This window comes from Roseateles sp. Mitsp63 (genome assembly GCF_059491535.1).
Map to the genome: position 1 here is coordinate 3,589,773 of NZ_CP168509.1, position 24,494 is coordinate 3,614,266.

Here is a 24,494-nt window from a genome sequence, read left to right on the forward strand (position 1 = left end):
TGGGCGCTTCGCTGGGGACGTGCTTGGCCTAAGCTCGTGGCGGGCCGCAGTCAAACCGCGTTTCCACACGGCCTCGGCCCAACGAAGAATCAACGGGTTAGGGCCGGTTCCTCAGACGTGCAACCCAGTCTGACGCATCTCGTGGGTTGCCGAACAGAAGGTGAGCCGGAAAGGTGTCCACCTACAATCACATAATGCACATTGTCAGATTCATTGATGTCCGGCGGGGCCAGGCCTTGCCAGCGCGGCCCGGGTGTTCGCCTACCTCGACCAGCGCATGTCACGAAGCTGACCGCATTGCGTGTGCACAGTCCACCGAACCGAAGGCCGCGCGCGCTCACTGCGGTCGATCTCTTAAATCGACGTTAAGTCAGCTCGCCGCACGATGCCGCGCATCACTCCGTCCGAACCCGGCCGCGCCGGGACTTCGCCGTGACCCTGCACGCAAGCGCCCATTCCCGATCGCCGGCCCACGCGGCTGGCCACCGGTCCGCCTGGCTCTGGCTCGCCGCCGCGTCCGTGCTGCTGCTGTGGTTCGGGACGCTGGATGCCCGCCATCTGCTGCCCAGCGACGAAGGCCGCTACGCCGAGATCGCCCGTGAAATGTGGACCAGCGGCGACTGGCTCACGCCGCGCTATCACGAGCTGCTGTACTTCGAGAAGCCGCCGCTGCACCTCTGGTTCACCGCCTTGTCATACCAGCTCTTCGGGCTTGGCGAATGGCAGACGCGCTTCTTCGGCGCGGTCTGGGGCTTGGCCGGCATCGCCGCGACGGCCCTTGCCGCGGCCCGCTGGTGGGGCGATCGCGCCGCGCTCTGGACCGCCGGCGTCCTGCTGACGTCGCCGAGCTGGTACATCGCCTCCCACTTCAATTCGCTGGACATCACCGTCTCGGCCGCGCTGGCGGTCGTGCTGGCCGCGACATTGATCGCGCAGCATCCCGAAGCGGCCGCCGCGCAGCGGCGCCGATGGATGCTCGCGGCCTGGTCCGCGATGGCGATGGCGGTGCTCGCCAAGGGCCTGATCGGCATCGTCCTGCCGGGACTGGTGCTCGTCGTCTACAGCCTCGTCACGCGCGATCTCGCGCTCTGGCGCCGGCTGCACGTCGCGGCGGGCGGGCTGGTCTTCCTCGGGCTGGTGCTGCCCTGGTTCATCGCGATCAGCCTGCGTCATCCCGACTTCCCGCGCTTCTTCTTCATCCACGAGCACTTCCAGCGTTTCACCTCGGAAGTCCATCGCCGCGATGGCCCCTTCTGGTTCTTCGTGCCGCAACTGGTACTCGGCTTCCTGCCGTGGCTGGGGCTCGCCGCGGCGATGGCGCGCGCCGTCAAGGGCGAGACAGCCCCCTCCTCCGGCCCCGCGGCGCGTCCGCTGCGGCCCGCGTTGCTGGCCGCCATCTGGGCCGCGGCGATCTTCGTGTTCTTCAGCGCATCGTCCTCGAAGCTGCCGGGCTACATCGTCCCCGTCTTCCCCGCCCTCGCCCTGCTCTGCGGCGCCTCGCTCGAACGCTTGAGCGCGGCAACGTGGCGCCGCTGGATGTGGACGATGCTGATCGGCTTCGCGTTACTCGCCGTCGCGGCGATCGCCGCGCCTTCGTTCATCGAGGCCGGATCCAAGCGCGGCGAGGCCGAGCTTTTCCTCGCCTATGGCCGCTGGGTCTGCGCGGCGAGCGTGGCCTTCGCGGCCGGTGCCGCCGCGGCGCTGCGTCTGCAACGCGGTGGCCGGCACACCGCGAGCCGCGCGGCCTACGTGCTCGGCCTCTATCTCGGCCTGACGCTGGCGCTGCTGGGGCATGAGACCTTCGGACGGTCCGCCTCCGGCGTGGACCTGGTGCCCGCCATCCAGCGCGAGCTGCGCGCCGGCATGCCGCTCTACGGCGTGCGCAAGCTCGACCACACGCTGCCCTTTTACCTGCGGCGCACGCTCGTGATGGTCGAGGAGCCGGACGAGCTCGCCTACGGCGTCAGCCAGGCGCCCGAACGCTGGCTGCCGACGCTCGCCGCCTTCAGGCAGCGCTGGGCCCACGGCCCGCAGGCGCTCGCGCTGATGGCGCCCGAGACCTTCCGCGACCTGCAGTCGCAAGGCCTGCCGATGCGCGTCGTCGCGCGGGACGCGCGGCGGGTCGTCGTCGCCAACTTCACGGCGCCACCGCCATGACCCCAGCCACCTTCGCCCTGATCCTCACCGGCGTGCTCCTGAACGCCGGCGCGCAGCTGCTGCTCAAGGCCGGCGTCACTCCGCTGGGCAGCCTGAGCCTGGACCCCGCGCAGCTGCCGGGCACGATCCTGCGCGTGCTCGCGCAGTGGCCGATCCTCGCCGGCCTGGGCTGCTACGTCGTCAGTGTCGGCGTGTGGATCGTCGGGTTGTCGCGCGTTGACGTGTCGCTCGCCTATCCGATGCTGTCGCTGGGCTACGTCGTCAACGCGCTGGCCGCGTCGGCGCTGCTGGGCGAGACCGTCAGCCCGATGCGCTGGACCGGCATGGCGCTGATCCTCGCCGGCGTCGCCGTGATGTACCGCAGTTGAGACCCGCATGAGCGACATCGCCCACCCGTGCGGCTCCGATCCCGCCATGCCGTCCGCCATCGCGGTCTCGGTGGTCATCCCGGTCTACAACGAGGAGCGCGTGCTGGGCGCGCTGTTCGAGCGCCTCTACCCGGCGCTGGACGCGCTGGCGGAACCCTACGAGCTCATCTTCGTCAACGACGGCAGCCGCGACCGCTCGGTGGCGTTGCTGCGCGAGCAGTTCCAGCGCCGCCCCGACGTGACGCGGGTGGTGCTGTTCAATGGCAACTTCGGCCAGCACATGGCGATCATGGCCGGTTTCGCGCAGGTGCGCGGCCGCATCGCGATCACGCTGGACGCCGACCTGCAGAACCCGCCCGAGGAGATCCCGCGCCTGATCGCCGCCGTGCGCGCGGGCCACGACTATGTCGGCACGGTGCGCCGGCAGCGGCTGGACAACGCCTTCCGGCGCGTCGCCTCGCGGCTGATGAACGGCCTGCGCGAGCGCATCACGCGCATCGAGATGACCGACCAGGGCTGCATGCTGCGCGCCTACGACCGGCCGCTGGTCGCCACGCTCAATGCCTGCCAGGAGGTCAACACCTTCGTCCCCGCGCTGGCCTACACCTTCGCCGCCACGCCCACCGAGATCGAGGTCGCGCACGAGGAACGCCACGCCGGCGAGTCCAAGTACTCGCTCTACCAGCTGCTGCGGCTGAACTTCGACCTGATGACCGGCTTCTCCATCGTGCCGCTGCAGTGGTTCTCGCTGCTTGGCATGGGACTCTCGATCGGCGCCGGACTGCTGTTCCTGCTGCTGGTCGCGCGGCGCTTCCTGCTCGGGTCGGAGGTCGAGGGCGTGTTCACGCTCTTCGCGCTGCTGTTCTTCTTCGTGGGCATCGTGCTTTTCGGCATCGGCCTGATGGGCGAGTACGTCGGCCGCATCCAGCAGGAGGTTCGGCGCCGGCCGCGCTACCGCATCGCGGCGGTGCTGGAGAAGGACTCGGAGGAAGCGACATGAGGGCCGTGGTCTTCGCCTATTCCAACGTCGGCGATCGCTGCCTGCGCGTGCTGCGGGCCGGCGGCGTCGAGGTGCCGCTGGTGGTCACGCACCGTGACCATCCCGGCGAGACACTCTGGGTCCGGCGCGTGGCCGACACCGCCGAGGAACTCGGCCTGCCGTGGATCCACGGGGACGACGTCGCGGATCCCGCGCTCGCGCGGGCGGTTGCCGACGCGGCGCCCGACCTGATCTTCTCGTTCTACTTCCGGGCGATGCTGCCGGAATCGCTGCTCGCGCTGGCGCCGCGGGGCGCATTCAACATGCATGGCTCGCTGCTGCCGAAGTTCCGGGGCCGCGCGCCGACCAACTGGGCCGTGCTGCACGGCGCGGCCGAGACCGGCGCGACGCTGCACGAGATGGTCGCCAAGCCCGATGCCGGCGCGATCGTCGACCAGCAGGCCGTGCCCATCCTGCCCTGGGACGACGCGCGCCAGGTCTTCGACAAGGTCACCGTCGCCGCTGAGCAGGTGCTGTGGCGCAGCCTGCCGGCGCTGCTGGCGGGCACGGCGCCGCGGCGCGTCAACGATCTGGCCGCGGGCAGCTACTTCGGCGGCCGCAAGCCCGAGGACGGCCGCATCGACTGGTCGCGGCCCGCGGCCGCCGTCGATCGCCTGATCCGCGCGGTCGCCCCGCCCTACCCTGGCGCCTTCGTCGAGCACGGCGGCCGGCGCCTGGTCATCGCCCGCGCGCGTCCCTGGCCCGAGGCCGGCACGGTCGCGGCGCCGCCCGGGCCTCGCGTCATCGGCGGCCAGCCGGCCGCGGTCTGCGGCGACGGGGGCGTGCTGCGCCTCATCGAAGTCCTGGACGGCGGGCGAGCGCTCGACGCCGTCGCCTTGTTGTCCTTCGCGGAAAGCAGTTCCCCATGAAGAAAGTCCTGATCCTCGGCGTCAACGGCTTCATCGGCCATCACCTGACGCGGCGCCTGCTGGAGACCACGCCGTGGGAGGTCTACGGCATGGACATGTCCAGCAGCCGGCTCGGCGCGATGGTGGACCACCCGCGCATGCACTTCTTCGAGGGCGACATCACCATCAACCGCGAGTGGATCGAGTACCACATCCGCAAGTGCGACGTGATCCTGCCGCTGGTCGCGATCGCGACCCCGGCGACCTACGTGCGCGAGCCGCTGCGGGTGTTCGAGCTGGACTTCGAGGCCAACCTGCCGATCGTGCGGTCGGCGGTGAAGTACCGCAAGCACCTGGTGTTCCCGTCGACCTCGGAGGTCTACGGCATGTGCGCCGATGGCGAGTTCGATCCGGAGCATTCGCCGCTGATCTACGGGCCGATCAACAAGCCGCGCTGGATCTACGCCTGCAGCAAGCAGCTGATGGACCGCGTGATCCATGCGTACGGCCAGGAGCAGCAGCTGAACTACACGCTGTTCCGGCCCTTCAACTGGATCGGCCCGGGGCTGGACTCGATCTTCGACACGAAGGAAGGCAGCTCGCGGGTGGTGACGCAGTTCCTGGGACAGATCGTGCGTGGCGAGCCGATCCAGCTCGTCGACGGCGGTCAGCAGCGGCGCGCCTTCGCCGACATCGAGGATGGCGTGGACGCGCTGGTGCGGATCATCGGCAATGAGGGCGGCGCGGCGAGCGGGCGCATCTTCAACGTGGGGAATCCGGACAACGTGATGTCGGTGCGGCAGCTCGCCGAGCGCATGCTGGCGATCGCCGCCGAGTTTCCCGAGTACGCGCCGCAGGCAAGCCGCGTGCGGCTGCTGGAGACGAGCTCGGACAGCTTCTATGGCGCGGGGTATCAGGACGTGCAGGCGCGCCGGCCCAACATCGACGAGACGCGGCGACGGCTGGGCTGGGCGCCGGCGATCAATCTGGACACCTCGCTGCGGCGGATCTTCGAGTCGTATCGCGGCATCGTCGAGCAGGCGCGCGGGCTGGTCGCGGCGGCGCACTGACGCGCCGCAGGCCGGCATGGCCCGCATCGCGCTCAAGGTGGACGTCGACACGCTGCGCGGCACGGTCGAAGGCGTGCCGCGGCTGCTGGCGGTGCTGCGGCGGCATCGCGCGCGGGCGACCTTCCTCTTCAGCCTGGGGCCGGATCACACCGGATGGGCGCTCAAGCGGGTATTCCGGCCGGGCTTCCTGACGAAGGTCTCGCGGACCTCGGTCGTGCGGCACTACGGGCTGAAGACGCTGTCCTATGGCGTGCTGCTGCCCGCGCCGGACATTGGCCGCCGGGCGGCGGCGCCGATGCGCGAATGCGCGTGGGACGGCCATGAATGCGGGCTGCATGCCTGGGACCATGTCGTGTGGCACGACCATGTGCGGCATCGCGACGAGCGCTGGACCCGCGCGCAGATGGCGCGGGGGTATGCGCGCTTTCAGGAGATCTTTGGCGCCGCGCCATCGACGCATGGGGCGGCGGGCTGGCAGAGCAACGGATTCGCGCTGAGGCAGATCGATGAATGGGGAATGGCTTATGCGTCCGATGGGCGCGGCGATGGGCCCTATCGGCCGGTGGTGGGAGGAACGCGGCTCGAGCACCTGCAGATGCCGACGACGCTGCCGACCTTCGATGAGCTGATCGGGCTTGATGGCGTGATGGAAGCGTCGGTGGATCAGGCGTTGCTTCGGCTGACGGAGGGAGACGCCGATCACGTGTTCACGCTGCATGCGGAGCTTGAAGGCGGCGCGCTGGCGCCGGTCTTCGATCGGCTGCTCGCCGGCTGGCGGGCTCAGGGACATACGCTCTGCGCGCTGCAGGACCTGCATGGAGCCATCGCTGGCAGGCGATTTCCAGACTCGCCGCTCGAATGGGGCACGGTGCCGGGACGCAGCGGCGAGTTGATGATCAGCGGCGCCCCGACGGCGCCCTCACCCGCTTGCTAGGGGAGATGAAAGCAAGACCTTCGCACTGCCACCGCCGCTGGCCCTCACCCCTCCCTCTCCCGCAAGCGGGCGAGGGGGTAAGAAGAGCCGGGCGGCGCAGTAAACCCCCTCGCCCCAGCGGGGAGAGGGAGGGGAGAGGGGGCTCGTGCCACAGCGCTGCTGCCCTTCGAAGCACCCCCTCTCCCCTGCCCTCTCCCCCCTCGCGGGGGGCGAGGGAGTTCTTGCGCAAGGGCTCTTGCTCTTACACCCTCGCCCGCTTGCGGGAGAGGGAGGGGTGAGGGCCAGCATCCGCCGCAGTGCAACCAGCTTCATCCCCCCTCACCCGCTTGCCTGCGGCAGAGGCAGCGCCAGCCTTGAACACCAGCGCGTCCACGACCTTCAGGAACTCCTTCATCGTCTTGGGGTCCGAGGCCGCCTGGCCGGTGGTGGCCTCGATGTCCGCCCCCATCATGGCCAGCGTATTGGCCAGCGAGATCACCGCGTAGTACAGCAGCGCCGGATCCCCCTTGGGCAGGTCTCCTGCCTTCTGCGCCGCCTTGATCAGCGGCTTCGCTCCCTCGAAGTGCGGCCGCAGGAACTGCTGCGCCAGCCAATCCTGGCGATCCTCGCACTGGCTGCCCTCGCGCCGCTGCAGCATGAAGCGGTGCAGATGCGGCTGCGCCATCGAAAACTGGAAGTACGCGACGAACTCCTGCCGCAGCTGATCGATCGCCCGCTCCGGCCGGCCCTGCGCCAGCAGCGCCTCGCGCCCGCGCGCGAGTTCCTCGTACACCAGCGCCGCCACCGCCTGCCACAGCACCTCCTTGGACTGGAAGTGATAGCAGATCAGCTGATGCGTCAGGCCGCTCTGCTCGGCAATCGCCCGCATGCTGGCGGCCTCGAAACCGCGCTCGGCGAATTCCTTCAGCGCGGTCCGCAGGATCGCCTGCTTCGTGTCGACCGAGCGCTGCTGCTCGCGCCGCCGGGGTGGAGAGGGATCCGAAGTGCTCATGCCCGCCATCATGCCGCTGTCACGACCCGCCGATCGGCCGGCTCTTCCAGGGCCCGGTTAAGGTTTGGTGAGCATTTGGACACACATTAAAACTTGCCGGGCGGCAAATCCGGCGAGGACACTCCGCGCCGCATGCCCCCTTCATGGGGGACAAACCAGATCGCACCGGCACAGGCACGGGAGGGAATCACCATGGCATTCAAGAGAATCGGAACGACGATGGGCAGGGCCATCGTCCCCGCGTTGCTGGGCAGCGCGCTGCTGGCCGCCTGCGGCGGAGGTGGCAGCGCGCAGCAGGACCCCGCGGCGCAGATCGCGTCGCAGGACGGCGGCAGCGCCGACGCGGCCGCCCGCGCCAAGGCGCAGGCCGGCGACAACGGCAGCGAGACGGCGCTGACGCCGGTCGCGGCCACCGGCAGTTCGATGGAGCGCGGCGACCTGAGCGCCGACAAGGCCATCGACCACGACGACAACAGCCGCTGGGGCTCGGCCTTCAGCGACAACGAATGGCTCACGCTGGACTACGGCAGCAGCGTCGCCATCAGCCGCGTGCGCATCCAGTGGGAGAACGCCCACGCCACGCGCTACGCGCTGCAGACGTCCGAGGACAACAAGACCTGGACCACGATCAAGACCATCGAGAACAGCGCCGGCGGCACCGAGGACCTGACCGGCCTCGCGGGCCAGGGCCGCTACCTGCGCGTGCAGGGCCTGGCGCGCTCGACGGGCTATGGCTACTCCATCTTCGAGATCCAGGCCTTCACCGGCACGCCGGTCCCGCCGACGGATCCCACCACGCCGACCAACCCCACGACGCCTCCCGACACGCAGCCGGGTGATGTCAGCAAGCCCGGCGTCGCCATCAAGCCGGTGGCGGTGCTGGCCTCCAGCGCCGAGAACGGCGGCCTGGCCGCGGGCAACACCATCGACGGCAACCTGTCCTCGCGCTGGGCGAGCAAGGCCGAGGATGGCGCGTGGATCCAGTACGACTTCGGCACGGCGCAGCCGCTGGGCTACATGAAGCTGGTCTGGGAGAACGCCTACGGCAAGGCCTACGCGATCCAGGTCTCCAGCGACGGCAAGGCCTGGACGCAGTTGCGCGAGCAGCGCAGCGGCAAGGGCGGCACCGAGGAGTACTTCAACCTCGGCGTCACCACGCGCTTCGTCCGCATGCAGGGCATCGCCCGCGCGACGCAGTACGGCTACTCGCTGTTCGAGGTCGAGTTCAAGACCACCGGCAGCGACAACAGCATCCCCGCGGCGACCACCACGCCCTTCCCCTCCCCGGCGAGCGGCGCCAACCTCGCGGCGCTGTTCCAGCCGCAGGCGCCGATCGAGACGATCCAGTTCACGCTGCCCGACGGCACCCTGGTCACGCGCTTCGGCCAGCGCGGCGTGGGCCGTCACGGCCGCGAGCGCGGCGAGGCCTGGAACGAGATCGGCTTCGGTCCCAACGAGACCGTCGACGCGCAGGGCAACCCGGTCGACAAGGGCCCGGGCAACTACATGAACTTCGTCGCCAACTACTTCAGGAACCGCACCTGGGGCGTGGAGTTCATCGACAACAGCCGCGTGGCCGGCGTCACCAAGCCGCGCCTGATCGTCAACCAGTACTTCCCGCAGGCGCAGCGCGGCGGCGGCCATTCCTTCTTCCGCCGCATCGATGATCCCAACGTCACCGGCTACGGCTGGATGTCGCCGGGCCAACTGCTGGACCCGACCACCTACACCGACGGCTTCAAGGACCTGACCTCCTGCCCGGTCGTGCCCAAGCCGCCGCAGAACGCCCTGCTCAAGCCCACCACCGGCTTCAAGGGCGTCATCGGCGCCAATGACGGCTGCTCGGTCGTGCTGGACAACATGCCGGGTCATTCCGACCTGGCGCCCAACGCCGACGGCGTGCTGGTGCCCAACGGCGTCAACATCCCGTCGCGCGCGCTCAAGCTGGGCGAGGCGATCGAGTTCACCGGCTCCTTCTTCTCGAGCCGCGCCGCGATGGACGCGATCGGGGACAAGGGCGACTTCCGCTACTACACCTCCGAGGTGATCTACGTGATGGGCAGCGGCCTGCAGCCCTGGTACGGCGTGCAGCCGCGCCTGAACAGCGTGCCGCTGCCGGAGTCGACCTGGTCGGGTGGCCTGGGCTCCGTCTCGTACAACTATTCGGATGAAGGCTTCCGGATGTTCCAGCAGCCCTTCAACAACATCGGCATGCAGAACCTGCAGCGATTCGTCGAAGGCCGCCGCACGGTGCACAGCAGCTTCATCACCGGTGCCCATGCGGAGGCGGGCAACGACCCGATGACCTCGATCCAGAACCTGGCGGGGCCGCGTTTCAGCGCCACGGCCTGCGTGCAGTGCCACACCAACAACGGCCGCAGCCCGGCGCCGTTCGCGGTGGACCAGCGCATGGACCGCATGTCCTTCCACGTCGCGGTGCGCGGCGCCGATGGCGCGGTGCGTCCGGACCCGCGCTACGGCTCGGCGATCCAGATGAACGCGCTCTCCGCCAGCGGCGTGCCGCAGGACTGGGGCAACGGCGTGCGGGTGGTCGGTTTCGAGACGCGCAGCGTCACGCTGGCCGATGGCACCAAGGTCGAGCTGCGCAAGCCCACGTTCGGTTTCGACGGCCCGGTGCCGCAGCTGTGGTCGGCGCGCGCGGCGCAGCCGATGATCGGTGTCGGCCTGCTCGAGGCGGTGCCCGAGGCCGACATCCTGGCCCGCGTGCGCAACCAGCCGGATGTCGATGGCGTGCTGGGCAAGGCGAACTTCGTCTTCGATCCCGAGACTGGCGCGACGCGCCTGGGCCGTTTCGGCTGGAAGGCCTACAAGGCGAGCGTGCGTCACCAGGCGGCCGCGGCGCTGCTGAACGACATGTCGGTGACCTCGCCGGTGTTCCCGAACCGCAGCTGCGCGACGGACCCGGCGGGCTGCCGCACGGCGCCGGCGCAGAAGGGCATCCAGGAGGCGGACCTGACCGCGCTGACGCAGTACATGCAGCTGCTGGCGGTGCCGGCGCAGCGCAGCCTGGCGAGCGGTTTCCCCAAGGGCGTGATGCCGACGGACGAGCACCGTGTCGATGCGGTGCAGGTGCAGGCGGGCCGCAAGGTCTTCGACGCGCTGCGCTGCGCGGCCTGCCACACGGCCGAGATGAAGACGGGCAAGAACCATCCGTTCGCGGAGCTGCGTGACCAGACCATCCGTCCCTTCACCGACCTGCTGCTGCACGACATGGGTCCGGCGCTGGCGGACAGCCTGCCGGAGGGTCAGGCGCAGGGCGCGATGTGGCGCACCTCGCCGCTGTGGGGCATTGGGTACACGGACAAGGTGCAGGCCTCGACGCCGGTTGGTTATCTGCATGACGGCCGCGCCCGCACGCTGACCGAGGCCATCCTGTGGCACGGCGGCGAGGCTGAGAAGTCGCGCCAGCGCTTCGAGCAGTTGCCCAAGTCCGACCGCGACGCCCTGCTCGCCTGGTTGCGCTCGCTGTAATCGCACGCGAAGCGCTGACCGGCGCCAGCTGAACCAACTGGAGGCCGTGGCTCGACGCCACGGCCTCTTTGCATTCAGGGGGAGACGGCCAACCAGCAGCGCTGCGCGGATGAGCGACTGGCACGGCGCAGGGGGGTCGATCGGCAATGCCAACAACTCCGGGCATCAGGGTGCCCCCGGCGGCAACAGGCGGGTCCACTCCTGTGGCACCGCGAAGTTGCGTTGCAGCAGCTGATCGAAAGGCAGGTTGACGAGCCGCAACCGCTCCGCACTGTCGACGCCAACCGCTGGATTCCGCAAGCCCCCAGCCCAGTTCTCCCACATCCCGCCGGCCTGGTTGATCCATTCCCAGCGGTCAGCCGCCACGATCACGTCCTTGGTCACCGTGGTTGGGAAGGATTCGATGAAACTGCGATGGTAGGGATGGACATTCTCAGCCGCCGTACGGGTCAAGGAGAACGAGAATGCGCTTCCTATGGCGTCGTAACGGGGCTGCACGATGGAGAACTGCTCGATCTCGAGCAAGAGCTTGTTGCCGGCAACGATCTGAGCCGCATCGCCGCTGTTCAGAGCGGCTAGCGCGTCGGCGTAGGACCTTTGCGCCGGGCTTTGCGCATCGTGCTCACGGGCAAGGTCGACTGCCCCTTCGGGGTCGTCCAGCCAAGCTTCATGAAGCCAGGCCAAGTCGTCGAAGATGGCTCGTCCGGTCGCGACCAGTCCCGCTTGAATCGGACCAGCGTCCCCCTGTGTCGACACCAGGAAGTCCAAGCCCGCGACGACTTCGGCGCCGGCCATGCGCCCAAGCCCCGCCCAGAGCAGAACCTCTGGCGATCTGTTGTAGACATCCCGGTAATAGTCATACAGACGGATCATGCGGGGCCGGTTGGCGCCGAAGCCCCGGTCCGGCAACCAGTCCTCGCCACGATCACCGAACGCGTTGGCGTACGCACGTGCGACGTACTCATCCTTTGAAAGAGCCATAGCCACCTCTGTTCACGCCTCAGTTCGGGAAGTCAGCGGGAACCGACCTGCCGCTTCATGCGGTCAACTTCCTGCTCCAGTTGCTGGAGCCGCCTGCGCAGGGAGGCGGCGTCTTCCTGACGCCCGCTTGCGTCATAGCAATCTGCCAGTCTCCGGATCGCCAACATGGCGCCCACCCAGCTCAGCCACATCTTTGCCAGCAGCAAAGGTTCCAGCGGCGGAGCCAGCAGCTCACCGGCCCCAGCGGGCGGCGTGCTTACAAACGCGTTGCCGAATGCCACCAGCGCCAATGCAAGTTCAAGGTCACAACTCATTTCCTGCTCCCGGTTCAGCCAATGTTTTCCGCGCTGACGTAGCCATCGACGTCGCTGTTCGCCGCGTATGCGAGCAGCTGCGATAGGGCCGGATAGTCCTGAAGATTGACGACAGGCATGTCCGCGGACGGAGTCGGCCCGATGGCGGCAAATAGGGCCATCCAGGTGTCTGCGTCAACGGTGCCGTCGTCCGGCAGTCCTTGGGAGTTCTTGAACGCCGCGACCTGTTCAGACGTCGTGTCGCTGAATGTGCCATCGGGCTCGACGTCTCCAGGCGCGAAGCTAAGCGCGACGAGAAACCGTTGGAGCAGCTCGACATCCTCGCCGGCCGAGCCGGTCGTCAAGGTGCTGGGAATGGTCGAATCTGGCATGCATCCTCCTTGTTGAATGAAAGGAACCAGCGCGGTTCGCCGCGAAGAGATCTGTGGCGGGACTGTCCATGCCCCATGGAACTCATTGCATGACAAGCGGCGCCCACGTGACGCCGAGATGCACGAGGTCAGCATCTGCCATGGCCTGCAGGTTGGGCGTGGCGATGTTCGTGTGGTTGTGGTTCTCGATGATCAAAGTGGCGCGCTGCTCGTCCACCGTCATCGTCTTCATGTCCTCAGGCCGCCGAACCTTGGCGCGAATGAGGAAGATGATGATTGCCGCCTTCGCGATCAGGGCGTCGTTGTCGAAGCCCTGGAGAAAGTACGGATTGGGCACGCGGGTCAACTTCGTCGCCTCGCTGATGATGGCGTTGCGTTTATCGTCCAGCGACGCGTTGGCAAGCTCCTCGGGGGTGTGCCACCCGCCCCACAGGAGGATGCCGTCCAGCGTCAGGTTGAGCGTGCTGCCAAGGGCAGGAGCCGCCCCTGCTTTCGACAGCGGCATGGGAGTGGGCAGGATGGCCTTTGGAAAGACGCCGCCTGCGGCCTTCGCGAATTCAACCGGCATCGCGGCATCGCGCGGATGGTTGATAGCGGCGCTGGCGCAGTCGGCGATCAGCTCAATATCCAGTTGCGTATCGGCCAGCGCCTCTTGCACCGCTTCCATCTTTGCGCCGTTGGAAAAATCGAAGCGCGCTGCGTTGTCGACGACGTACTGGAGGCCGTTCAACTGGTCGAGAAGCGCAGAGCGGCGCTTGGCACAGAACGCCAGTACGTCTTGCGCATGCTCGATGTCTTGTGCATTGAGGGTCAGTGGGCCGCGAGCGATGGAGATCGGCGCCAGGGTCACCTCATACGGAACCGCGACCTCGCCGGGTCTGTCCTGGAAGGACTGGAGGAAGGCGTTGGCGTTGGCGAGCAGTTCGGCGGGATCGGTAGGGTCGTTTATCTTGAGGTTGGTGGGGCCACCCTCGTGATGCATCTGCACGAAAGACGATGCCCGATACGTCTCCTGCACCTTCTGGAACTTCGCCTTCGCTTCGGCTGAGAACAGCCCGTAGGAGCCCCTCAGCTCGGTGGCGAGGCTCTCGGAGTCCTGTTGGCTTTGGGTATCGACACGAAGCACGCCGACGAACAGACCGCCTCGAGAGATACCGCGCACGAAGACATTGCCGAAGCGCTGTTCGAAGATGTCGGGTCGGTCGATGAGCGAGGCGGCATCTGCCGTCATCGCAGGATCATCAATGGACAGGTACTCCAGGCTGATTCGCGCCGTGATCGCCATGAAGAGAGAGGCTGTCTGGACGCCGACGCTCTTGGCGAACTGAAACCGTGCATCCACACCGGCGCCGAACGCGGCGGACCCATAGCTTGCGCTGGCATCGATGCCAAGCGACTGTTCAAGGTCGCTGGTGGTGCGAATGCGTTGGACTTGGAATTCCACGGTGGCGCCGGCGGCCAGAGCCACGCCGACATGGATGTCGTTCACGACACGCGCCATCGGGCTGGTGGATACGAGGTCTACGCCGATCCCGAAGTTGTAGTCCCTTTGCCACGGAACAATGACTTGGCGAATTGCCATTTCCTAATCTCCCATTCGACAGGTTGCAGCGAAGTCCGGTTTGGCTTGGCTCGGCCGATATCCTCGGCGGCAGCCCAAGCCGGCGGCAATACCGTCTCTGCGGTATTCGGAGTGCTGCTGGCGCGAGAAAATCAGCCTGCGTCGTCGCTGATCTCAGCAATCCGCCGATGCCTTCGGCCACCGCGGCCTGCTAGCGTCCATGAAGGCCGCAGTGAGGAGCCCTGCCGATGAGATTCCGCCAGCCTGCATCGCAGGAGCCGCAGCGCCAACCAGCGGCGGAGCAAGCGTCCTGTCAATCAGCGCGAGACGCCGCGCCATCGCGCGATGGCGGCAGGAGCGCCCTCCAGCACGCCATCGATGAATCGCCGCGCATGGTCGCCCAGCGCAAGGCCATGCAGGTGTTGCAAGGGACGATGCCCGCGCAGTTGGGCCGCAAGAAGCAATCGCCCGTCAAAGCCAAGACGCGGCGCACGATCAGCGGGCACGGTGATATCAGCCGAACGCAGTCGGGGAAGATCGAGAAGTTCAAGATACCGAAGACTTCCAGCGTCATCCGCCCCGCGCCGTTGGGTGCGACGCTGGGAGACATCTCAGAGCTCCTGAATCAAGTGGACGATCCTGATCCGGATGCGCTCCGCAAGCTCGTCAAGGTCAACACGACGCCGGAGATCTGGAACAACACGGCCATGATCGAGCGATTCCGGAACGAGCCCTCCATCCCGAAAACGGACCGGCAAAACCTGATCATCAAAAGGCTGCTCACGGCCGCCAAGCGCGGGAAAGCGCCTAACTACAAGCGGGGCGACAAGCAGTCGCTGGCGGCTCTCGAGCGGTCCAAGGCGTTCGAGAGCTATCTCCAGAACCTCGTACAGCCATTGACCTTCGAGGAGTTGCAGGGAGGCACCTTGATCGAAGACATGGACCTGACGCCATTCGAGAACGCGCTGAGAAGCAACAACAGCAGCCAGCAGAACGAGTACGTCAGCCAGCCGACGCGGCTCTCGGCGGTGCTCGGAGACCATCAGCGGGCACTCGTGAATGCGTGCTCCTATCACCCCAACCTGGACTTCACGGGGGTCCAGATCGACAGGTGAAGTCTTCGCAGGCCGTTGGCATGACGTCAGGCCCGTAGCGGCAGCCGCACCGTGACAGCCGATCCCTGCCCCAGCCCGCCGCTGCTTGCGCTGGCGCGTCCGCCATGCAGTTCGGCGATGGAGCGCACCAGCGCCAGCCCGAGTCCGAGTCCGCCGCCTGCGCTGCGTGCCTGCTCGGCGCCTTGCGAGAACGGCTCGAAGGCGCGTTCCAGCGTTTCCGCGGTCATGCCCGCGCCGTTGTCGGTCACCGTGAGCACGGCGTCCTCGCCATCCCGCCGCAGGTCGACGCTGATGGTCCCGCCGGCTGGCGTGAACTTGATGGCGTTGTTCAGCAGGTTCGACACCAGCTGGATCAGCCGGGTGCGATCGCCGGTGAGGCGCAGCGCCTCCTCGGGCAGATGCGCGCTCAGCAGCTGATCGCGCTCGTCGGCCGCGGGCCGCATGCCTTCGACCGCGTCGCGCACGACCGCGCCGAGTTCCAGTGGCGCCACCGACAGCCGCACCTTGCCGGTCGTGACGCGGCTGACGTCGAGCAGGTCCTCCACCAGCCGGTTGATTTGGCGCACCTGCTTGCTGGCGACTTCCACGCACCACTCGCCGCGCGGGCTCAGGCTCTCGCGGCCGAGCAGCGCCAGCACGTTCATGATCGGCGCCAGCGGATTGCGGATCTCATGCGAGAGCATCGCGATGAACTCGGTCATGCGGCGGCTCTCCTCGACGAGCTCGGCCATGCGCCGCTGCTCGCGTTCCCGTTCCATGCGGGCCGTCAGGTCACGGGTGACCTTGGCGTAGCCCAGCAGGTTGCCGTCGGAATGGAAGATCGCCGTGATCACGACATTGGCCCAGAAGGTCGTGCCGTCCTTGCGCACGCGCCAGCCTTCGTCCTCGAAGCGGCCGTCGCGTCGGGCCAGGCGCAGTTCCTCGTCGGGCCAGCCGCGGTCGATGTCCGGCGGCGTGTAGAAGATCGAGAAATGGCGGCCGATCACCTCCTCGGCCTCGTAACCCTTGATGCGCTGGGCGCCGGCGTTCCAGGTCGCGATGCGGCCAGCCGGCGTCAACAGGAAGATGGCGTAATCCAGCACGCCTTCGACCAGGCGGCGGTATACCGCGTCGCCGGCCTGGTGCAGACGTCGCACGTCGTCGTCTTCGATTCCCAATGCGGGTTCTCCAATCGCATCCTCGACCGCGGGCTCTATGGCCCGTCAGCCGATCATCCCTGTCAATTCTTCCATCGCTGGGCCCCGGTCGAGTGTCGGGCACCTCAGGCTGTCAGGTCTTCACGCCCAGCCGTTTCGCCAGGCGTTGAAAGTTGCTCCGGTCCATGCCTGCCTCCCGCGCCGCGGCGGCCATCGCGCCGCCGTGCCGTTTCAAGGCCTGCTCGATCCATTGGCGCTGGAAGCGCTCGGTCGCCTCGCGCAGGCCAAGTCCTGCCGGCAGGGCCGGATGTTGATCCGGGGGCATTCGGGGTGCCATGGCTGTCCCGTCCGACAAGGACGGCGTTCGCACAGGCGAGTGGATGGCTGGGCTGGCGGCCGGGATCAGGGAGAACCCGAGGTGCTCCGGCTCGATCGCGATCCAGCGCCCTCCCCGGCCCGCGGCGGCGAGCGCGCGCAGCGCCGCGCGGCTGATGAGGTGCTCGAGCTCGCGCACGTTGCCGGGCCAGTCGTGGGCGAGCAGCGCCTGCGACGCCGCCGGCGACAGCCGCAGGTTGCGCGCGCCCAGGCGATGCTGGTTCTCCTCCAGGAAGCCGCCCGCGAGCGTCAGCACGTCGCGGCCGCGCTCGCGCAGCGGCGGCACGCGCAGCGGGTAGACGGAGAGCCGGTGGTACAGGTCGGCGCGGAAGCGGCCGCGGGCGACCTCCTCGCGCAGGTCGCGGTTGGTGGCGGCGAGCACGCGCACGTCGACGCGCTGCACGCGATCGCTGCCGGGCCGCTGCACGTCGCCGCTCTGCAGCACGCGCAGCAGCTTGGCCTGAACGGGGAGCGGCAGTTCGCCGACCTCGTCGAGCAACAGCGTGCCGCCATCGGCCAGCTCGAACTTGCCGGCGCGATCCGCGACCGCGCCGGTGAAGGCGCCGCGCTTGTGGCCGAAGAGCTCGCTGTCGGCCAGCGTCTCGGGCAACGCGGCGCAGTTGATCTGCACCAGCGGCCGGTCGCGGCGCGCCGAGCGCGCATGCAGCCGCTCGGCCACGAGTTCCTTGCCGACACCGGTCTCGCCGAGGATCAGCACGGTGAGGTCGGAGCCGGCGACGGTGTCGATCTCCTGGCGCAGCCGGACCATCGCGGCGCTGCGGCCGAGCAGTTCTCGCGAGCCGGCCCGCTGGCTGGCGCGCGCGAGCGCCTGTTCCTGATCGGCGCGGCGGGCCATCGCGGCGATGGTTTCCTCGGCGGCGATGCCGGCCTCGAGCATCCGCACCACGCCCGCGAGGCGCTGCGGGTCGACGTCGTCGAACGCGTTGGGGTCGAGCGCGTCCAGCGTCACGAGCCCCCAGAGGCGCCCGTCGATGCGCAGCGGCGCACCCATGCAGTCGTGGACGGCCTCGAGCTCCTGCTGGTGCTCGAGCAGTCCGTCATAGGGATCCGGAAGGCCGGCATCGGAGGAGAAGCGCAAGCCGTTGCCGCTCTCCAGCAGGCGCGCCAGCCGCGGATGCGCCGAGGCCGGAAAGCGCCGCCCGAGCGCCTCTTCCGCAAGGCCATCCACGGCGACCGGCTGCAGCACCGGCATGCCTTCGTCAGGCAGCAGGCGCAGCAGCGCGGCGGCGTCGCAGCGCACCAGGCCGCGCACGGCGGCGAGCAGTTGGCGGTAGCGGGAATCCATGGTCAATTGAACCTGAATGCAGTCAATTCAACATCGGTGGAGTTTCGGTCATTCTGACCCCTCCTGAGCCGGCAAGATCCGCGAGTCCTTGACGATCAACGGGTTACGGAGGGCGGCCGCCTCTCGCGGCGCTGGCACGGTTCGTGAGTGGAAGGGGTCATCCCAACGAGACCGGAGTTCCAGATCTCATGTTTTCGCCTCAGACCATTGCCCTGATCCAGGCCACGGTGCCGCTGCTGCGGTCACGCGGCGAGGAGATTACGCGTCATTTCTACCGCGTGATGCTGTCCGAGCACCCCGAGCTGAATGCCTTCTTCAACCAGGCGCACCAGGCCGAAGGTTCCCAGGCCCGCGCGCTGGCCGGCGCGGTGCTCGCGTACGCGAGCCACATCGATCGGGTCCATGAACTCGCCCCTGCCCTGCCCCGCATCGTCCAGAAGCACGTCGCGCTCGGCGTGCAGCCGGCGCATTACCCCATCGTCGGCCAATGCCTGCTGCGCGCGATCCGCGAGGTGCTGGGCGCCGACGTCGCGACCGACGAGATCCTCGGCGCCTGGTCCGAGGCCTATGGCGCGCTGGCCCAGCTGCTGATCGACGCCGAGGAGCAGGTCTATGCCGCGACCGCGGCGCTGCCGGGCGGCTGGCGCGGTCAGCGCGAGATGGTGGTGACGCGCAAGGAGCGCGAGAGCGAGCTGATCACTTCGTTCTATCTGGAGCCCAAGGATGGCCAGCCACTGCCGGTGTTTCAGCCAGGGCAATACCTGACGCTGGTGCTGGACATCGAGGGACGGACGGTGCGCCGGAACTACTCGCTGTCGGATGCGCCGGGCAAGCCCTGGTACCGCGTCAGCATCAAGCGCGAGGCCGGCGGGCTGGTGTCGAGCTGGATGCACGACCGCATCGAGGTTGGCGCGACGATCCAGGTGCAGGCGCCCGCGGGCGAGTTCACGCTGGATGGATCGGCGAAGCGGCCGCTGGTGCTGGTGACGGGCGGCGTAGGCATCACGCCGGCGATGTCGATGCTGGAATCGGCGGCGGCCAGCGGGCGGCCGATCCGCTTCATCCACGCGGCGCGCCATGGCGGCGTGCATGCGTTCCGGGAGCGCGTCGATGTCCTGGCCGCGGCGCACGGCAACGTCGAGGCGATGTACGTCTACGACTCGCCGCGCGACGGCGATGAGCCGCATGAGATCGGCCTCGTGACCGATGCGCTGCTGGCGCGGCATCTGCCGGAGGATCGCGATGTCGATCTCTACCTGCTCGGTCCGAAGCCTTTCATGAAGGCCGTGTACCAGGCGGGCCGCAAGCTCGGCGTGCCGGCGGCGCAGCTGCGCTATGAGTTCTTCGGCCCGGCCGAGGAGCTGGTGGGCGCGTGAGCGCGGCGCTCGAGGACCCGCGCGGGATGCCGGGTTCGAGAGCGCTCTCCAATCGGAAGCGGGCGTCGCGCCGATGACGCGGCGCTCCGGGGTCTCCCGCTAGCATGGTCCGTTCCCCATTCATGACGACCCAAGGAGACCCGCATGGAATGCCTTGCCCTGACCGAAGAGAACGGCGTCGGCCACCTGGTGCTGAACCGCCCGGAGGCGATGAACACGATGTCGCCGCAGCTGTGGCGCGAGCTCGAGTCGGTGCTCGATCAGTTGCATCGCAGCGCGACGCTGCGGGCGCTGGTGATCTCGTCGACGGGGAAGCATTTCTCGGCGGGGATGTCGCTGGACGTGTTCCAGAGCGGAGGGATCCAGCTCGATGACCGCAGCGCGGAGGGCCGCGCGGCGATCGTGGACCTGCTCGCGGACATGCAGCAGGCGTTCAACAAGCTCGACGACCTGCGCGTGCCGACGATCGCGGCGATCCAGGGCGGCTGCATCGGCGGCGCGGTGGACCTGGTCGCGGCTTGCGACATCCGGTATGCGGAGACGGGCGCGTTCTTCTGCATCCAGGAGATCAACATCGGCATGGCGGCGGACCTCGGGACGCTGCAGCGGCTGCCGAAGCTGATGCCGCTGGGGGTGGTGAAGGAGCTCGCGTATACGGGGCGGAGGATGCCGGCGGCGCGGGCGCAGGCGGTGGGACTGGTGAACGAGGTGTTTGGCAGCCAGGCCGAGGCGGTGGAAGCGGCGCTGCAATGCGCCAGGGAGATCGCGCAGAGGCCGCCGGTGGCGGTGTGGGGCAGCAAGCAGGCGATTCACTACGCAAGGGATCACGGGGTGAAGGACAGCCTGCAGCAGATGGGATGGCTGCAGGCGGCGATCTGGCAGAACCGGAATCTGATGGAGGCGTTCGCGGCGGCGCAGGCGAAACGGCCGACGGCGTTTCCGGATCTGGCGGGGTTGAGGTATTTCAGGGAGGGGTGATTTCCATCTCCGCAAGATTGGAATTAAGCGGCGTTTTCAAGCCGCGCGATGAGAGCCTTCGCTTCGTATCGAGCCGACACTTCCCAGGACTTTCCGGTGGATGCTTCCTCCAACACCTGGATAGCCGTTCGAGCCTCTTCTTTGCGTCCGGAAGCGATGAGCAATCTTGCAAGGTTGAGTCGACGCTCGTATTCCGTCAACCCCTGCCCACGCCCATCCAACCATTCCTTAATCAGCGCCTCGGATGAAGTGAGTGGCTCAATCTTCGGCAGGGCGCTGCCCACAATCTCCGTCGCAATTTCTTCGGAAACTCGCTGCGCCTCATGGCCTTCGCCGACCACCCACCATAAGTCACTCTGCGCGGAAGTCAGGCGTCCAAGACGTGCTCTCCAATGACATCTCTCTGTCGAAGGGATTGACGCCGAGGACGTTTCCTCATCAGCGATTCCCAACGCCATTGCAAAGAGGCCGACATTAATGGTGAACCGAATCTCGCTTTTAGTGCTGTGCTTTCGGTCTCTTTGAATCTCCAGCACTACCAAGACATCGCGCACCCTGCGACAGAGGAGATCACCTGAGGCTCGAAATTCACTGGGCGCCAGACACTTAGCTAAGGCAATCTTGAAGTCTGAGTAGATCTTTGCTGCTGTCATTACCCTTCACCTCTGTCGAACAACATTAACTGGATATCCATTCTGCCTCAACCATTCATCCTTTGATCTCTGATCTGACCGATAACGACTGCCACCTGCTTTCACTTCCACCCCTCCAAGAACATTCCCGTCCTTGTCCTTCACCTCCAGATCAACCGTTCTGGATCCAAAGGGGGTGTCTTTTCGAACTTGCCTATCCACCTGTCTACCACTGGCCTCGAGATCTGCGGCGATCTCTTCTTCATAATCTTTCCCCTTGCGATTATTTTCGCGTACGTTTGATGGCTCATCTGATCCGTCGCCGTTAGCAGAATCCGACTTATATACATCCCACACCGAGGTCATTTTGACCCGATCACTCCAACGGCAGAGCGATCCAGTCTGGCAAGGATCATTCTGCCCTGCGTTGGCAGGAATGACCATCAAGATTACGAATTGGCCTGGCGGGGTTGTGAATAACCATTCTGCGACCGGAATGATCGCGCCCGCAATGCGTGATATGACACGAGTCCCAAATACCTTCGTCGTTGGCAACGTGGCGTTCGGCAGCGGAATGGCCAAAGACATCGACAAGTAGCTGAACCCTGTACTGATCGGCTGAGGTGTCGAGGTTCCATAGATGCTGACCTGTCCCAGAAATATCGGCTCTTGCTTCTCCAGGTTCTGCAGCCTTCCCACATCCGCATAGCTGATGCCGTTGGCAAATCCCCCTTCGTTCGAATAGCGAGGCTGCGGATCGGCGCTGCTGAATCCGCTCGGATCGACGTAAGCCAACCCGTTGTTCAGAACATAGGTATAGCGGTTGTAGTGCTGACCATCGTCGGTGTCCGGCACCGTCGGATCGGCACTGATCATCCGACCAATGATCGGGTCATACACGCGACCATTCAGGTGTACCAGAGCCAGTTGGTCCAACTGTTCTTGCCCCGTGAAACCCGAATGGTCCTGGGTATTGTTGATCGATCCGAAGCTACTTGCCCCGGCCGGATCGTCTTCGCCATGCTGACCGCGCCGACGTCCCCACGGGTCGTAGCTAAGGCGGTTGAGCAGAGCGCCCGCCTCTTCGGCGACGGAAAGCACGCTGCCTAAGTGATCGTTCAGGAAATAGCGCTGCGCCCGCCCCGCCTGGTCGCTGGGAGCGACCGATACACCTGTTAGGCGCTCCTCGAGGTAACCGAGACCCTCAGGCATGTACGTGCGGATGGTCGTCGAATTCCCTGCGACGTCGATTTCCTTCTCCATCGCGCCCGCGTAGTAGATGGTCCTCGTCGGCGCTCCAGGCACGCCTGCAGACATCGGGCTGATGGTTTGCCGTACCCGTAGCCGGTCAGGGCCGAAGGCGAATGCGGTCCGCTGCACGGCCGCGCTTCCAGAAAGCGCATCAATCGTCACCGGCTGATCGAAGGAGGTCCACGCATATCTGCGCCCAAGTCCTTCCAGCAGATTGCCGTTGCTGTCGTACGAGAAGCCGGGATTGGAAATGCCGGCAATCGGCGTCGCCGCCTGAATCGAACTCACCGCGTGCGGGCGCACGCTGTTCGAGCCGGAAGTCGGATAGACGTAGTCGCCGGTGCCCGTCTTGCTGACCAGATTTCCGATCGCGTCATAGGAATAGCTCTTGAATGCCTCCCCGGCGACCTGGGAACTGGTCAAGCGATTCAATCCGTCGTAGGAGAAAACCTCGGTAAACCGGGGGCCGTCGCTCCACATCGACTGGGTACGAACCGTCAGATTGCCAAGCGCGTCGTACTCATAGGAATCGTTCTGTCTGTTTGCGTCTGCGCCGCCAACTCCGACCGTCAGTCCTTCAAGCCGCCCGGTGTAGGGGTTCGTCGCTCGGCGACGCACCATGCCGTTACCCAGTTGTTCTTCAGTGATGACCCCATCAGCGCTCATGGCCTTGCTCGTCAGCAACGTGCCGCTGCCCTGATCCGAAGTCCAGTTGATGCCGGCGACGTAGCCATACGCGTTGAACTGGATCGAGAAACCGTTGCCGACGGTACTGGAGGAGCCGATGGCGCCACGCCGGTATTGCGTGCCCGATGCGCGGCCAAGCCCGTCGTAGCTGTTCTCAGCCACGTAGGCCCAGTCCATCATGGTCGTCGTGCGCAGCGGCCTGCCTGCGACGTCGTATTCGAAGACCTGCCGATAGTCCTTGCCCACGCCCGTCCACGTGGAAGCCTCTGCGATCTTTCCAACTCCAGTCGTCGCCGTGTCGTAATCCCAGCGGGCGTCCTGGTCCGGTGCCAGCCGCCGGGTCATTCGGCCTAGCACGTCGAACTCCATGGTCGTGACCTGCCCCTTCGCGTCCGTCTGCCGATAGACCTGGCCGATGGGGTTGATCGCATACGTCCGCGTCCCCAGATCCGGGTCGGTCAGCTTGGTGCGACGGCCCAGGACATCGCGCTCGATCTGGATCTCGTTGCCCTTGGCGTCGACCACCCTTGCGAGTCCATTGAAGCCGTCATGCACGAAGGTGGTCGTGAAGCCGTCGTTGTCGCGCACGGAGCGAAGCATTCCCAGGCCGCTGCGGACCTCCACTCGGCGTTGGCCCTTTGCATTGACGCGAGTCAGCATCGGACCGGAGAAGGTCTGGGTGCTCACGTCCGTGCCGCCAGCGCTTGTTGGCGTGCGGACCTCGACCACTCGGCCCAAATCGTCGTACGTGAAGCCAGTGAAGACCTGATTCGCTCCCGCAAATCTGGGCCGCGAGACGCGATCCAGTCGTCCCTTCGCGTCGAAGATCCTGTCGGTCAGGATCTGTTCTCCATTGAAGCCCCACGTCCGCGTCTGAACGCGCCGATCAAGGGCATCAAAGAATTCTTCTCGCGGCACCGCACGTTGCGAGGCCCCGAACCACGACTGCGTGATCAGCACGCGCGAGGCCCCATTGGCGCAGGCGTCCACGCAATTGCGATAGGCGAAGGTCAGACTCGTGCCGTCCGGGCGGTCCTCCCGGACCTTGCGCCCCCACGAATCGAACACAAAAGACGTGGTCAGGTTGTTGGGACCTGTGAGGGCGACCAGGGCGCCGCTGCCCTCGTCGTACGCCTTCGTTTCCTTGTGCGACTTCGCGTTGAGCGTCTGAACGACATAGCGGAAACGGGCGTCGTACGAATAGGTTTCCACGTCCCGCACGACATCGCTGGCCGCTTGCGGATCGCGATAGAGCCATTGCCGCTTGGTCGGCATGCCCGTACCTGGATCGCGAAGAATCACTTCCGCGCTTCGGACGGTGCTGATGTCGCCTTCGGGCTCCGTGATCTGCTTGGTCAGTTGACCAAAGGCGTCGTATTCAAAGGCCGTGGTTCGCGTCACCTGCGCCGCGGCGGGCTGGGCCAGCGACGCTCCGGCGAGCGCGACAACGGCAGACGCCATTGCCCGTGCAAGGACAGTCGATTGCTGTCTCGTGTACATGGAAACTCCCTC

At 66.7% G+C, this 24,494-nt stretch carries 19 protein-coding genes; 10 read left to right on the forward strand and 9 right to left on the reverse strand.

From position 1 onward, the window contains the following. The first annotated feature begins 432 nt into the window (after positions 1–432). Genes ACEN96_RS15740 through ACEN96_RS15765 form a run of 6 tightly spaced genes read left to right on the forward strand, consistent with a single transcriptional unit; the run spans position 433 to position 6,416 of the window. A complete protein-coding gene (locus ACEN96_RS15740) occupies positions 433–2,157 on the forward strand; it encodes a glycosyltransferase family 39 protein (RefSeq protein ID WP_495584032.1) in 1,725 nt (574 codons plus the stop codon). After that, positions 2,154–2,525: an EamA family transporter gene (locus ACEN96_RS15745; protein WP_495584033.1), complete on the forward strand. Its 372-nt coding sequence runs from the start codon at positions 2,154–2,156 to the stop codon at positions 2,523–2,525. Before ACEN96_RS15740 ends, ACEN96_RS15745 begins: the two co-directional genes overlap by 4 nt. 7 nt (positions 2,526–2,532) lie before the next feature. Continuing rightward, entirely contained in the window at positions 2,533–3,525 is a 993-nt protein-coding gene (locus tag ACEN96_RS15750) for a glycosyltransferase (RefSeq protein WP_495584034.1), read from the forward strand. After that, on the forward strand, positions 3,522–4,433 hold the full coding sequence (locus ACEN96_RS15755; protein WP_495584035.1) for a formyltransferase: 912 nt from the start codon (positions 3,522–3,524) through the stop codon (positions 4,431–4,433). The genes ACEN96_RS15750 and ACEN96_RS15755 overlap by 4 nt, the downstream gene beginning before the upstream one ends. After that, on the forward strand, positions 4,430–5,482 hold the full coding sequence (locus tag ACEN96_RS15760) for a bifunctional UDP-4-keto-pentose/UDP-xylose synthase (RefSeq protein ID WP_495584036.1): 1,053 nt from the start codon (positions 4,430–4,432) through the stop codon (positions 5,480–5,482). Before ACEN96_RS15755 ends, ACEN96_RS15760 begins: the two co-directional genes overlap by 4 nt. Positions 5,483–5,498: 16 nt before the next feature. After that, the gene (locus ACEN96_RS15765) at positions 5,499–6,416 is read left to right on the forward strand and encodes a polysaccharide deacetylase family protein (RefSeq protein WP_495584037.1); all 918 of its coding nucleotides are present in this window, start codon (positions 5,499–5,501) and stop codon (positions 6,414–6,416) included. 241 nt (positions 6,417–6,657) lie between these two features. Here the strand turns inward: ACEN96_RS15765 and ACEN96_RS15770 are convergent, their stop codons facing one another. Next, positions 6,658–7,407, reverse strand: coding sequence for a TetR/AcrR family transcriptional regulator (locus ACEN96_RS15770; protein WP_495584038.1), 750 nt, complete (start codon positions 7,405–7,407; stop codon positions 6,658–6,660). 192 nt (positions 7,408–7,599) lie between these two features. Here ACEN96_RS15770 and ACEN96_RS15775 point away from each other — a divergent pair, with 192 nt between their 5' ends. Further along, a complete protein-coding gene (locus tag ACEN96_RS15775; protein WP_495584039.1) occupies positions 7,600–10,899 on the forward strand; it encodes a di-heme oxidoredictase family protein in 3,300 nt (1,099 codons plus the stop codon). Between the two features lie 165 nt (positions 10,900–11,064). On the opposite strand, the gene ACEN96_RS15780 is transcribed toward ACEN96_RS15775, so the two are convergent. The 4 genes from ACEN96_RS15780 to ACEN96_RS15795 all read right to left on the reverse strand — a co-directional run bounded on the left by ACEN96_RS15780 (position 11,065) and on the right by ACEN96_RS15795 (position 14,147). Further along, positions 11,065–11,880: a hypothetical protein gene (locus ACEN96_RS15780; RefSeq protein WP_495584040.1), complete on the reverse strand. Its 816-nt coding sequence runs from the start codon at positions 11,878–11,880 to the stop codon at positions 11,065–11,067. A 32-nt stretch (positions 11,881–11,912) separates the two neighbouring features. Continuing rightward, the gene (locus tag ACEN96_RS15785) at positions 11,913–12,194 is read right to left on the reverse strand and encodes a hypothetical protein (RefSeq protein ID WP_495584041.1); all 282 of its coding nucleotides are present in this window, start codon (positions 12,192–12,194) and stop codon (positions 11,913–11,915) included. 14 nt (positions 12,195–12,208) lie between these two features. After that, complete coding sequence (locus tag ACEN96_RS15790; RefSeq protein ID WP_495584042.1) at positions 12,209–12,565, reverse strand: peptidoglycan-binding domain-containing protein; 357 nt, start codon at positions 12,563–12,565, stop codon at positions 12,209–12,211. An 82-nt stretch (positions 12,566–12,647) separates the two neighbouring features. Further along, a complete protein-coding gene (locus ACEN96_RS15795) occupies positions 12,648–14,147 on the reverse strand; it encodes a hypothetical protein (RefSeq protein WP_495584043.1) in 1,500 nt (499 codons plus the stop codon). Between the two features lie 227 nt (positions 14,148–14,374). Here ACEN96_RS15795 and ACEN96_RS15800 point away from each other — a divergent pair, with 227 nt between their 5' ends. Continuing rightward, complete coding sequence (locus tag ACEN96_RS15800; RefSeq protein ID WP_495584044.1) at positions 14,375–15,241, forward strand: hypothetical protein; 867 nt, start codon at positions 14,375–14,377, stop codon at positions 15,239–15,241. Between the two features lie 26 nt (positions 15,242–15,267). Here the strand turns inward: ACEN96_RS15800 and ACEN96_RS15805 are convergent, their stop codons facing one another. Together ACEN96_RS15805 and norR are read right to left on the reverse strand one after the other, a co-directional pair. Further along, on the reverse strand, positions 15,268–16,398 hold the full coding sequence (locus tag ACEN96_RS15805) for a PAS domain-containing sensor histidine kinase (protein ID WP_495584045.1): 1,131 nt from the start codon (positions 16,396–16,398) through the stop codon (positions 15,268–15,270). Between the two features lie 112 nt (positions 16,399–16,510). Beyond that, positions 16,511–18,085: a nitric oxide reductase transcriptional regulator NorR gene (norR, locus tag ACEN96_RS15810; protein ID WP_495588620.1), complete on the reverse strand. Its 1,575-nt coding sequence runs from the start codon at positions 18,083–18,085 to the stop codon at positions 16,511–16,513. 161 nt (positions 18,086–18,246) lie between these two features. On the opposite strand from norR, the gene hmpA reads away from it, so the two are divergent. Both hmpA and ACEN96_RS15820 read left to right on the forward strand, forming a co-directional pair. Further along, a complete protein-coding gene (gene hmpA, locus ACEN96_RS15815) occupies positions 18,247–19,434 on the forward strand; it encodes an NO-inducible flavohemoprotein (protein WP_495584046.1) in 1,188 nt (395 codons plus the stop codon). Between the two features lie 144 nt (positions 19,435–19,578). Beyond that, a complete protein-coding gene (locus ACEN96_RS15820; protein WP_495584047.1) occupies positions 19,579–20,412 on the forward strand; it encodes an enoyl-CoA hydratase-related protein in 834 nt (277 codons plus the stop codon). Between the two features lie 23 nt (positions 20,413–20,435). Here ACEN96_RS15820 and ACEN96_RS15825 read toward each other — a convergent pair whose 3' ends face one another. Together ACEN96_RS15825 and ACEN96_RS15830 are read right to left on the reverse strand one after the other, a co-directional pair. Next, the gene (locus ACEN96_RS15825) at positions 20,436–21,065 is read right to left on the reverse strand and encodes a DUF4304 domain-containing protein (protein WP_495584048.1); all 630 of its coding nucleotides are present in this window, start codon (positions 21,063–21,065) and stop codon (positions 20,436–20,438) included. A 6-nt stretch (positions 21,066–21,071) separates the two neighbouring features. After that, positions 21,072–24,482, reverse strand: coding sequence for an RHS repeat domain-containing protein (locus tag ACEN96_RS15830; RefSeq protein ID WP_495584049.1), 3,411 nt, complete (start codon positions 24,480–24,482; stop codon positions 21,072–21,074). Positions 24,483–24,494: the final 12 nt, after the last annotated feature.

Bases quoted from the DNA above. Each gene is read 5' to 3' on its own strand.
- ACEN96_RS15770 (WP_495584038.1), bottom strand. From the start codon at position 7,407: ATGAGCACTTCGGATCCCTCTCCACCCCGGCGGCGCGAGCAGCAGCGC.
- ACEN96_RS15785 (WP_495584041.1), bottom strand. From the start codon at position 12,194: ATGAGTTGTGACCTTGAACTTGCATTGGCGCTGGTGGCATTCGGCAAC.
- ACEN96_RS15765 (WP_495584037.1), top strand. From the start codon at position 5,499: ATGGCCCGCATCGCGCTCAAGGTGGACGTCGACACGCTGCGCGGCACG.
- ACEN96_RS15760 (WP_495584036.1), top strand. From the start codon at position 4,430: ATGAAGAAAGTCCTGATCCTCGGCGTCAACGGCTTCATCGGCCATCAC.
- ACEN96_RS15755 (WP_495584035.1), top strand. From the start codon at position 3,522: ATGAGGGCCGTGGTCTTCGCCTATTCCAACGTCGGCGATCGCTGCCTG.
- ACEN96_RS15745 (WP_495584033.1), top strand. From the start codon at position 2,154: ATGACCCCAGCCACCTTCGCCCTGATCCTCACCGGCGTGCTCCTGAAC.
- ACEN96_RS15830 (WP_495584049.1), bottom strand. From the start codon at position 24,482: ATGTACACGAGACAGCAATCGACTGTCCTTGCACGGGCAATGGCGTCT.
- ACEN96_RS15790 (WP_495584042.1), bottom strand. From the start codon at position 12,565: ATGCCAGATTCGACCATTCCCAGCACCTTGACGACCGGCTCGGCCGGC.
- hmpA (WP_495584046.1), top strand. From the start codon at position 18,247: ATGTTTTCGCCTCAGACCATTGCCCTGATCCAGGCCACGGTGCCGCTG.
- ACEN96_RS15825 (WP_495584048.1), bottom strand. From the start codon at position 21,065: ATGACAGCAGCAAAGATCTACTCAGACTTCAAGATTGCCTTAGCTAAG.
- ACEN96_RS15800 (WP_495584044.1), top strand. From the start codon at position 14,375: ATGAGATTCCGCCAGCCTGCATCGCAGGAGCCGCAGCGCCAACCAGCG.
- ACEN96_RS15795 (WP_495584043.1), bottom strand. From the start codon at position 14,147: ATGGCAATTCGCCAAGTCATTGTTCCGTGGCAAAGGGACTACAACTTC.
- ACEN96_RS15780 (WP_495584040.1), bottom strand. From the start codon at position 11,880: ATGGCTCTTTCAAAGGATGAGTACGTCGCACGTGCGTACGCCAACGCG.
- ACEN96_RS15750 (WP_495584034.1), top strand. From the start codon at position 2,533: ATGAGCGACATCGCCCACCCGTGCGGCTCCGATCCCGCCATGCCGTCC.
- ACEN96_RS15820 (WP_495584047.1), top strand. From the start codon at position 19,579: ATGGAATGCCTTGCCCTGACCGAAGAGAACGGCGTCGGCCACCTGGTG.
- ACEN96_RS15775 (WP_495584039.1), top strand. From the start codon at position 7,600: ATGGCATTCAAGAGAATCGGAACGACGATGGGCAGGGCCATCGTCCCC.